Below are 7198 nucleotides of genomic sequence, written 5' to 3'. Positions count from 1 at the left end.
CGATGGCGGTCGGGCCCTTCCGGGATGTGCTGTCGGCCGGGCGTGACCGGGGGAACGCTGTCCCCGGCCGGTCCGGCCCGCCGTGATCAGGCCTTCTTGGTCTCCCAGAAGATCTTGTCGATCTCGGCGATGAGGTCCAGCAGCTTCTGGCCCGTCGCCGGGTCGGTGGACCCCTTGGCGGTGCTGCCGGCCTTCAGCGCGTCGTTGACCAGCTGGTGCAGCTGCGGGTACTTCTCGAAGTGCGGGGGCTTGAAGTAGTCGCTCCACAGCACCGAGATGTGGTGCTTGGCGAGCTCAGCGCGCTCCTCCTTGATGGCGAGGGCCCGAGTGCGGAAGGCCGCGTCCTCGTTGGCCTGGTACTTCTCCTGGATCGCCTTGACGGACTCTGCCTCGATGCGGGCCTGAGCCGGGTCGTAGACGCCGCAGGGCAGGTCGCAGTGGGCGCTGACCTGAATCTTGGGGGCGAACAGGCGGGAGAGCATAGAGCTGTCCTTCCTCGTGATCGTCTTCTCAGGTGGGACATTACTCCGTGCGGGAGGCGTTTTCTCGGGCGCCCCAGGGGGCCTAGGACGAAAGTCCGGTGTCAGGCTGGTAAGCGTGGAGCGAATGACCGGGAGGTGCCGGATGCCGGAGGGCGGCCGGTCGCAGGGGTACGAACGCGAGCCGGAGCGGGGCCGGCCGCCCCGGGGAGCCCTGCCGTACGGGCTCGCCGAGGTGGTCGGACCGTCCATGGTGCCGACCCTGTACCCCGGTGATCAGCTGGTGGTCCAGTACGGCGCCGAGGTGCGCCCGGGGGACGTCATCGTGCTGCGGCACCCGATGCAGCAGGACCTGATGATCGTGAAGCGGGCCGTGGAACGCCGCCCGGGCGGCTGGTGGGTGCTGGGCGACAACCCGTTCGTGGAGAACGACAGCCGGGAGTTCGGCGCCGTCCCCGAGGAACTGGTGCTGGCCCGCGCCCGGGTGCGGCTGCGGCCGCCGCGCGCGCTGAAGGGTCAGCGGTCGCCGGCGGCGCTGCTGTCCTGGGCGGCCTCGGCCGTCCGGCCGCTGGGGCCGGTGCGCTCGGTGCGTCCGGGCCGGTCCGTGCGCTCCGCGCCGGGTTCGGACCGTTCGCCCTCCAGGCGTTTGCGGGCCCGGTAGGCGGCCACGTTGGCGCGGGTCGCGCAGCGGTCCGAGCAGTAGCGCCGGGAGCGGTTGGTCGAGGTGTCGAGGTACGCCCGGCGGCAGGGCGGGGCCTGGCAGATGCCGAGCCGGTCGACGCCCAGCTCGGTGAGGTGGAAGGCGAGACCCATCGCGGCCGTCGCCGCGTAGCCGGCGGTGGCGTTCGCCGGGTGGTCGGCGATGTGCAGGTGCCAGTCGGGGCGGCCGTCGGCGTCCCGCAGCTCGTGTCCCGAGATCTGCGGGCTGACCGGGAACTCCATCAGCAGTGCGTTGAGCAGGTCGACCGCCCGTACCTCGTCGTGCTCGGCGGCCGCCTCGAAGACCGCCCGGAGCCGGGCCCGGACGCCCCGGAGCCGGGTGACGTCCGCCTCCGTCGTCCGGCGGGCCGCCTGGGCGGCCGGCCCGAAGAGCTCCCGCACCGCCTCGACCGAGGTCAGCTCGTCCGTGCCCTGGACCGGGTCCTCGCTGTTGACCAGGCGCACGGCGTAGTCCGAGTAATAGGCCAGTTCCACTTGTAGTCCTTACCGCGGCGGTCTAGGGTCGGTGGCGCTCGGAGTAACGACCGAGTCTGCTTCGAGGGTATTACTGGTCGGACGGTTCGGAGGATCGGTATGACGGAGACGGCGGCCGCACGCGCGGACTGGACAGCCTGGCAGACCAGTTGGGACCGCCAGCAGGAGTGGTACCTCCCGGACCGCGAGGAACGCTTCCGGGTGATGCTCGACATGGTCGAGGCGCTGGTGGGCCCCGAGCCGAAGGTGCTCGATCTCGCCTGCGGCACCGGGAGCATCTCGGCCCGGCTGCTGCGCCGCTTCCCCGGGGCGGTCAGCACCGGCGTCGATCTCGACCCGGCGCTGCTGACCATCGCCCGCGGCTCCTTCGAGGGCGAGTCCCGGGCCGAGTTCGTCACCGCGGACCTGACGGACCCGGAGTGGACGACCCGGCTGCCGCACCGGCGGTACGACGCGGTGCTGACCGCCACGGCGCTGCACTGGCTGACGAACGACCGGCTGCGGATCCTCTACGGGCAGCTCGCCGGGGTGCTCCGGGACGGCGGCGTCTTCGTCAACGCCGACCACATGCCCGACGTGTCGACGCCCCGGATCAACGAGGCGGAGCGCCTCTTCCGGAACGCGCGCCAGGAGCGGGAGAAGGCCGCGGGCGTCCAGGACTGGGAGGGCTGGTGGCGTGAAGTGGCGGCCGATCCGGTCCTCGCGGGTCCGGCGGCCGAGCGCTTCCGGATCTTCGGCAACCCGTCCGACGGCGACCACGCCGACGGCGAGGTGCAGTCGGCCGCGGCGCACGCCGGGGCGCTGCGGGCGGCGGGCTTCGGCGAGGCGCGGACCGTGTGGTGCTCGCCGTCGGACGCGGCGGTGCTGGCGCTGAAGTAGCCGTGGCCGGTGCGGCGGGGCCGTGCCGCCGCACCGGCCCTGGGGGCCCGCAAAGCCCCTGACACCGTGAATCCCGGGCCCGGACGTGATCGTCCGGGCCCGGGATTCCGCCGTCTCCGGCCCGGCCCCGCGCGGTAGGTTCCCCGCGGCGGGCGCCGTCCGTACCGCTAGAGCACCTTGGAGAGGAACCCCTTGGTGCGCTCGTGCTGCGGGTTGGTCAGCACGTCCCGCGGGTGGCCGGACTCGACCACTACGCCGTCGTCCATGAAGACCAGCGCGTCGCCCACCTCGCGGGCGAAGCCCATCTCGTGGGTGACGACGATCATCGTCATGCCGTCCTCGGCGAGTCCGCGCATGACGTCCAGCACGTCGCCGACCAGCTCCGGGTCGAGGGCCGAGGTCGGCTCGTCGAAGAGCATCAGCTTCGGCTCCATGGCCAGGGCGCGGGCGATCGCCACCCGCTGCTGCTGGCCGCCGGAGAGCTGGGACGGGTAGTTCCGCGCCTTGTCGGCCAGTCCGACCCGGTCCAGCAGCCGCTGGGCCCGCTCCCGGGCCACGGCCTTGGTCTCGCCCTTGACCTGGACGGGCGCCTCCATGACGTTCTCCAGCGCCGTCATGTGCGGGAAGAGGTTGAACCGCTGGAACACCATGCCGATGTCCCGGCGCCGCAGAGCGACCTCGCTGTCCTTGAGCTCGTGGAGCTTGTCGCCCTTCTGCCGGTAGCCGACCAGGTCGCCGTCGACGTAGAGCCGCCCGGCGTTGATCTTCTCCAGGTGGTTGATGCACCGCAGGAAGGTGGACTTGCCCGAGCCCGACGGCCCGATGAGGCAGAACACCTCGCGCGGGGCGACCTCCAGGTCGATGCCCTTGAGGATGTGGGCCGCGCCGAAGGACTTGTGGACGCCCTCGGCCTTCACCATCGCGCTCATACGCCGGCACCTCCCGAGGGGCGGTTGCTGAAGGAAGCCAGGTTCACCTTGATCCGCTGGAGCGGGGTGGGCGGCAGGGACCGCAGTGAGCCGCGGGCGTAGCGCCTTTCAAGGTAGTACTGGCCGATGCTGAAGACGCTGGTGAGCACGAGGTACCAGAACACGGCGAGGAAGAGCATCTCCACCACCGCGCCCGAGGTCTGCCCGATGTTCTGGGTGGACCGCAGCAGCTCGTCGTACTGGCAGGCACTGGCGGCCAGCGAGGACGTCTTGAGCATGTTGATGTACTCGTTGCCGGTCGGCGGCACGATGACCCGCATCGCCTGCGGCAGCACGACCCGGCGCAGGGTCTTGGCGTGTGTCATGCCGAGCGCGTGGGACGCCTCGCTCTGTCCCTCGTCGACCGACTGGATGCCGGCCCGGACGATCTCCGACATGTAGGCGGCCTCGTTCAGGCCGAGCCCCAGCAGGGCGGCCATGAACGGGGTCATGAAGTCGGTCATCTCGTCCCGGTAGAAACCGAGGTTGATGTACGGGAAGACCAGCGCGAGGTTGAACCACAGGATCAGCTGGACGAAGACCGGGGTGCCCCGGAAGAACCAGATGTAACCCCAGGCCACCGAGGAGGTGACCGGGTTCTTCGACAGCCGCATCACGGCCAGCACGATGCCCAGCACCAGGCCGATCACCATGGACAGCACGGAGATCAGCAGGGTCTTCCACAGGCCTTCGAGGACCGTGGGGTCGAACATGAACTCCGGGATCGCGTCCCAGTTGATGTCCGCGCCGGCGAAGGCGTTGACCAGCAGCGCCAGCAGGCCCAGCACCACGATGCCGGAGATCCACCGGCCGTAGTGCCGGATGGGGACGGCCTTGATGTCCTCGGGCCGGCCGCCCGGGGGCGGGGCGTCGTTCGGCCCCGTCTTGTCGAGAGTTGTCACGGGTGTGCCTTTCAGCGTTCCTGGCGAGTTCTACGGATCCGGGGGACGCCGTAGCTCAGGAACCGCCGTTGACCTTGGCCTCCGTGACCGCGCCGTCCTGGACCTGCCACTTGTCGAGGACCTTCTTGTACTCGCCGTCCTTGATGATCGCCGCGAAGGCGGACTGCAGCGCGTCACGCAGCTGCGTGTCCTTCTTGGCCACCGCGATGCCGTACGGCGCGGCCTCCACCTGGTCGCCGACGATCTCGAAGTCCTTGCCGCCGCCGGAGGTCTTCACCGCGTACGCGGCGACCGGGTAGTCGCTCGCGCCCGCGTCGGCGCCGCCCGCGCGCAGCCGGGTCTGGGCCTCGACGTCGGTGTCGAAGGCCTCGGTGGCGATGGCCTTGCCGCCGTCCTTCTTGCACTTCGCCGACTGGTCCTTGGCGAGGTCGTGGGAGACGGTGTTGCGCTGGACGACGATCTTCTTGCCGCAGAGGTCGTCCCAGGTCTTGATGGACTCGGACGCGCCCTTCTTGGTGTAGATCGAGACACCGGCCGAGAAGTAGTCGACGAAGTCCACACCCTCGAAGACCTTCTTGCCGGTCTCCGGGTCGATGCCCTTCTGGCGCTCCTTGGTGTCGGTCATGGCGGACATGACCATCTGGTAGCGGCCGGAGCGCATGCCGGTGAGGAGGGTGTCGAAGGTGCCGTTCTGGAACTCGAAGCGCACGCCGAGCTGCTTGCCCAGGGCGTCGGCCAGGTCCGGGTCGAGGCCGACCGTCTGGCCGCCCTTCTTGAACTCGACCGGCGGGTACGCGATGTCCGAGCCGACCTTGACGACCTTGGAGTCCTGGATCTCCTTGGGCAGCTTCGAGAAGAGCGGGGCCTTGGCCCCGACGGTGGCGGTGTCGCCGCTGCCGCCCTGGTCCGTCTGGTCACCGCATCCGGTGAGCAGCAGGGCTCCGGTGACCGCGATCGCGCCGGCGGCGGCCATCCGGGACCTGCGGGCGGCCGAGCGACGCGTGTAGCTTGCGGTCATGGCTGGGTCCTCCTGCATGTGAAGGGATCCGGTGGCGGGAACGCTCTTTCGGAACCAGCCACCGTGTGTGATGCGCGCATCTTGCCATCCGGACGGCCGCGAACAGGGCGCCAGTCATGTCAAAATCGGATAACGGGTGACCCTCCCCGACCGCAGGACCGTCCCGACAACCGGGACGTGTGGGACATGGCGCGGTGCGATACCGCGTGCCATGTCCTGATTGCCGCCACTCGTGGCTGCTTATTCGCCTTTTGCTGCTATCACGGCAAACGGGGCGTTCTGACGCGGCGCTGCAATGGAAGTCACTCGTCCATCACTCCGCGCGTCCGGTAGAAAAGACCCTTACACCCCTCACCCGGGGCTCAGGGCGCGTGTGCGGCGCGCCCGGCGTCCGTACTACTCCCTGTGCGGCGGGCCATCCGCCAAGCAGGGCATCGGACGCGGTGCCCGCCCGTCCCGCAACCCGGGGCGGTCTACCCTCAAACAGAATCGACAAAGGGGTCAACAAAGTGGCAGCGGAGATCGTGAATCCTCGCAGTGACGGAGAGACGGACGGCGAAGGGCTCTTCGATCCGGCCTTTGCACTGCACCGGGGCGGCAAGATGGCCGTCCAGTCCACCGTGCCCGTGCGTGACAGGGACGACCTGTCCCTCGCCTACACGCCGGGCGTCGCCAAGGTGTGCAGCGCCATCGCCGAGCAGCCGGAGCTCGTCCACGACTACACCTGGAAGTCCCAGGTCGTGGCCGTGGTGACGGACGGCAGCGCGGTGCTGGGGCTCGGCGACATCGGGCCGGAGGCGTCGCTTCCGGTGATGGAGGGCAAGGCCATCCTCTTCAAGCAGTTCGGCGGCGTGGACGCGGTTCCCATCGCCCTGGACTGCCGGGACAGCGACGAGATCGTCGACACCGTCGTCCGGCTCGCCCCGTCCTTCGGCGGAGTGAACCTGGAGGACATCTCCGCGCCGCGCTGTTTCGAGATCGAGCGCAAGCTCCAGGAGCGGCTGGACATCCCCGTCTTCCACGACGACCAGCACGGCACGGCGGTGGTCACCCTCGCCGCGCTGCGCAACGCCGCCAAGCTCACCGACCGCTCGCTCGGCCAGCTGCGCGCGGTGATCTCGGGCGCGGGTGCGGCCGGTGTCGCCATCGCCAAGATCCTGGTCGAGGCCGGCATCGGCGATGTCGCGGTGTGCGACCGCAAGGGCATCGTGAGCCAGGACCGTTCGGACCTCACCGACGTCAAGCGGGAGCTCGCCGGCTTCACCAACAAGGCCGGGCTCTCCGGTTCCCTGGAGACCGCGCTGGACGGTGCGGACGTCTTCATCGGCGTCTCCGGCGGCACGGTCCCGGAGTCCGCGGTCGCGACGATGGCGAAGGACTCGCTGATCTTCGCCATGGCCAACCCGAACCCGGAGATCCACCCCGAGGTCGCCGCCCGCTACGCGGCCGTGGTCGCCACCGGGCGCAGCGACTTCCCGAACCAGATCAACAATGTGCTCGCCTTCCCGGGCATCTTCGCGGGCGCCCTGCAGGTGCGGGCCTCGCAGATCACCGAGGGCATGAAGCTGGCCGCCGCGGAGGCGCTGGCCGCCGTCGTGGCCGACGAGCTGAGCGCGGACAAGGTGATCCCGTCGCCGTTCGACGAGCGGGTCGCGCCGGCCGTGACCGCCGCGGTCGCGGCGGCCGCGCGGGCCGAGGGCGTCGCCCGCCGGTAGTCACCGCGTGTTCCGCGTCCGCCGGTGCCTCCGGCGGACCCGG

General features: G+C 70.1%; 7 protein-coding genes and 1 pseudogene. 3 read left to right on the top strand and 5 right to left on the bottom strand.

From position 1 onward, the window contains the following. Positions 1 to 86: 86 nt before the first annotated feature. Positions 87 to 482: a superoxide dismutase, Ni gene (gene sodN, locus AC3EQ1_RS31165; RefSeq protein ID WP_351515376.1), complete on the bottom strand. Its 396-nt coding sequence runs from the start codon at positions 480 to 482 to the stop codon at positions 87 to 89. A 124-nt stretch (positions 483 to 606) separates the two neighbouring features. Here sodN and sodX point away from each other — a divergent pair, with 124 nt between their 5' ends. Then, complete coding sequence (gene sodX, locus AC3EQ1_RS31160; protein ID WP_432097663.1) at positions 607 to 1140, top strand: nickel-type superoxide dismutase maturation protease; 534 nt, start codon at positions 607 to 609, stop codon at positions 1138 to 1140. A gap of 44 nt (positions 1141 to 1184) precedes the next feature. Here sodX and AC3EQ1_RS31155 read toward each other — a convergent pair. Then, positions 1185 to 1643 (bottom strand): annotated as a pseudogene (locus AC3EQ1_RS31155) (CGNR zinc finger domain-containing protein); the annotation flags it as partial. A gap of 129 nt (positions 1644 to 1772) precedes the next feature. Here AC3EQ1_RS31155 and AC3EQ1_RS31150 point away from each other — a divergent pair. Beyond that, positions 1773 to 2552 (top strand): class I SAM-dependent methyltransferase, encoded by a 780-nt coding sequence (locus tag AC3EQ1_RS31150; RefSeq protein ID WP_432097662.1) that lies wholly within the window; start codon positions 1773 to 1775, stop codon positions 2550 to 2552. Positions 2553 to 2719: 167 nt separating this feature from the next. Here the strand turns inward: AC3EQ1_RS31150 and AC3EQ1_RS31145 are convergent, their stop codons facing one another. The 3 genes from AC3EQ1_RS31145 to AC3EQ1_RS31135 are packed head-to-tail and all read right to left on the bottom strand — an operon-like array spanning position 2720 to position 5440. After that, positions 2720 to 3481, bottom strand: a complete 762-nt coding sequence (locus AC3EQ1_RS31145; protein WP_432097661.1) for an amino acid ABC transporter ATP-binding protein — start codon at positions 3479 to 3481, stop codon at positions 2720 to 2722. Then, complete coding sequence (locus tag AC3EQ1_RS31140) at positions 3478 to 4422, bottom strand: amino acid ABC transporter permease (protein ID WP_432097660.1); 945 nt, start codon at positions 4420 to 4422, stop codon at positions 3478 to 3480. Before AC3EQ1_RS31140 ends, AC3EQ1_RS31145 begins: the two co-directional genes overlap by 4 nt. A gap of 55 nt (positions 4423 to 4477) precedes the next feature. Then, on the bottom strand, positions 4478 to 5440 hold the full coding sequence (locus tag AC3EQ1_RS31135) for an ABC transporter substrate-binding protein (protein ID WP_432097659.1): 963 nt from the start codon (positions 5438 to 5440) through the stop codon (positions 4478 to 4480). A 509-nt stretch (positions 5441 to 5949) separates the two neighbouring features. On the opposite strand from AC3EQ1_RS31135, the gene AC3EQ1_RS31130 reads away from it, so the two are divergent. Beyond that, complete coding sequence (locus AC3EQ1_RS31130; protein WP_351515382.1) at positions 5950 to 7155, top strand: NAD(P)-dependent malic enzyme; 1206 nt, start codon at positions 5950 to 5952, stop codon at positions 7153 to 7155. Positions 7156 to 7198 lie beyond the last annotated feature (43 nt).

It is taken from the genome of Streptomyces sp. bgisy100 (assembly GCF_057709105.1).
The sequence above is the reverse complement of the archived record's forward strand: the minus strand, read 5'-3'. Positions and strand labels throughout refer to the sequence as shown.

Bases quoted from the DNA above. Each gene is read 5' to 3' on its own strand.
- sodN (WP_351515376.1), bottom strand. From the start codon at position 482: ATGCTCTCCCGCCTGTTCGCCCCCAAGATTCAGGTCAGCGCCCACTGC.
- sodX (WP_432097663.1), top strand. From the start codon at position 607: ATGACCGGGAGGTGCCGGATGCCGGAGGGCGGCCGGTCGCAGGGGTAC.
- AC3EQ1_RS31150 (WP_432097662.1), top strand. From the start codon at position 1,773: ATGACGGAGACGGCGGCCGCACGCGCGGACTGGACAGCCTGGCAGACC.
- AC3EQ1_RS31145 (WP_432097661.1), bottom strand. From the start codon at position 3,481: ATGAGCGCGATGGTGAAGGCCGAGGGCGTCCACAAGTCCTTCGGCGCG.
- AC3EQ1_RS31135 (WP_432097659.1), bottom strand. From the start codon at position 5,440: ATGACCGCAAGCTACACGCGTCGCTCGGCCGCCCGCAGGTCCCGGATG.